Origin of the sequence: Paucibacter sp. XJ19-41 (genome assembly GCF_028462495.1) — a bacterium.
Classification (GTDB): Bacteria; Pseudomonadota; Gammaproteobacteria; order Burkholderiales; family Burkholderiaceae_C; genus Roseateles_E.
Genome location: NZ_JAQOWX010000263.1, coordinates 1 through 1,482 on the forward strand (window position 1 = coordinate 1; position 1,482 = coordinate 1,482).

2 protein-coding genes are annotated in these 1,482 nt (G+C 75.0%); both read left to right on the top strand.

Annotation, left to right across the window (positions count from 1 at the left end; genetic code table 11):
• On the top strand, positions 1–1,145 hold a 1,145-nt coding region (locus PO768_RS28825; protein WP_272648795.1), incomplete at its 5' end, for a tetratricopeptide repeat protein.
• A gap of 68 nt (positions 1,146–1,213) precedes the next feature.
• The coding region (locus PO768_RS28830; RefSeq protein WP_272648796.1) for an OsmC family protein at positions 1,214–1,482 on the top strand (269 nt) is incomplete at its 3' end.

Consider the following 1,482-nt stretch of genomic DNA (forward strand, 5'->3'; position numbering starts at 1 on the left):
CGGCGCTGGCAAGCCTGGCCCTCGTGGTGGCCGAGGACCTGGGCGCCGCGCTGGCGCGGCATTCGCAGCTGGCCGTCACGGCTCAGGCCGCGGTGCAGTCGGTGGCGGCGCGGGCGCACGGCGACCTCGTGCGCATGGCCGAGCTGCTGAAGGCCTGCTTTCTGGTCGGCGGCGGCCTGCGCCGCACGCCGGAGGGGCGGCTGCGGCTGTCGCTGCACCTGATCTCCGGCGAGGACGCGCTGTACCTGTGGAGCCTGCAGGAAGACCTGGAGGCCCAGCCGGCGTCGGGGCTGCTGGACGAGCGCATCGCGGCCTGGGCCGCCGAGGTCGACCTGCAGGTCAGCGTGGCCTGGGCGCGCCGGCAGCATGCCGACGGCGCGGGCGACGATGCCCGCGACCTGGTGCGCGATGCCAATAGCGCACTGTTCGCGCGCGGCTGGGCCGAGGACTCGGTGCGCGCCGCGCTCGACTTCTACCGCCATGCCATCGCCGTCGATCCCGGCCATGCGCTGGCGCGGGCGCAGAAGGCCATCGTGATGGCCCTGGCCGGCAATATGGGGCTGCTGCCCGGCGCGGCCGCGCGCGCCGAGGCGCTGTCCGAGGCCGAACAGGCGCTGGAACTGGAGCCGCGCAACTCCGAGGTGCTTGGCTATGCCGGCTGCGCGCTGGCCGATCTGGGCGACCCGCGGCGTGCCCTGCCCTTCATCCAGCGCGCGGTCGATACCAACCCCGGCAATCCCCAGGCCTGGGCCGCGCTGGGCGCCACCCAGCTGATCCTGGGCGAGACCGAACGCGGCATCGAGCAATTGCAGCGCGGGTTGCGCCTGAGCCCGGACGACTACCGTCGCCCCGTCTGGTACACCCTGCTGAGCGGGGCGCTGCAGCGGCTGGAACGCCTGGACGAGGCCGCCAGCGCGGCCGAGGCGGCCTGCCGCGCAGACCCGCGCTTCTGGCCCGCACGCATCGTGCGGGCCGGGATCGAGCTGGAGCGCGGCCATCGCGCCGCGGCGCTCGCGGCGCTGCGCGAGGCTTGGCACATCCGCCCGTGCCTGAGCCCGGAGGAGTTGCGCGTCTGGGTGCGCAAGCGGCGCTTCGAGGCGCTGCTGGCCGTCTGGCGGGAAGCACGGCCCTTGACGCCGTCTTGACGCTGGGCTGACGCCCGCCGCGCATTCTTGCCGAACCGGGCCGCCGAGGCCGCAAAAAGGAGCCGAGCATGAACCGCACCGCCGAGCGCATCCGCACCGCCTGGGACCGCATGCAGGCCGCCTTCGAGCGCAAACCCGCGCAGGCGCAGGGGCAATGCACGATGCGCGCGCGCGTGGTGGACGGGCTGCATTGCGAGCTGCGCGAAGGCGACTGGACCCTGGCCGTCGATATGGCGGTGGAGGCCGGCGGCGGCGGCCGGCACCCCACGCCGGGCGTGCTCGGGCGCGGCGCGCTGGCCGGCTGCCTGGCCATCGGCTACACGGCCTGGCTGGCGCG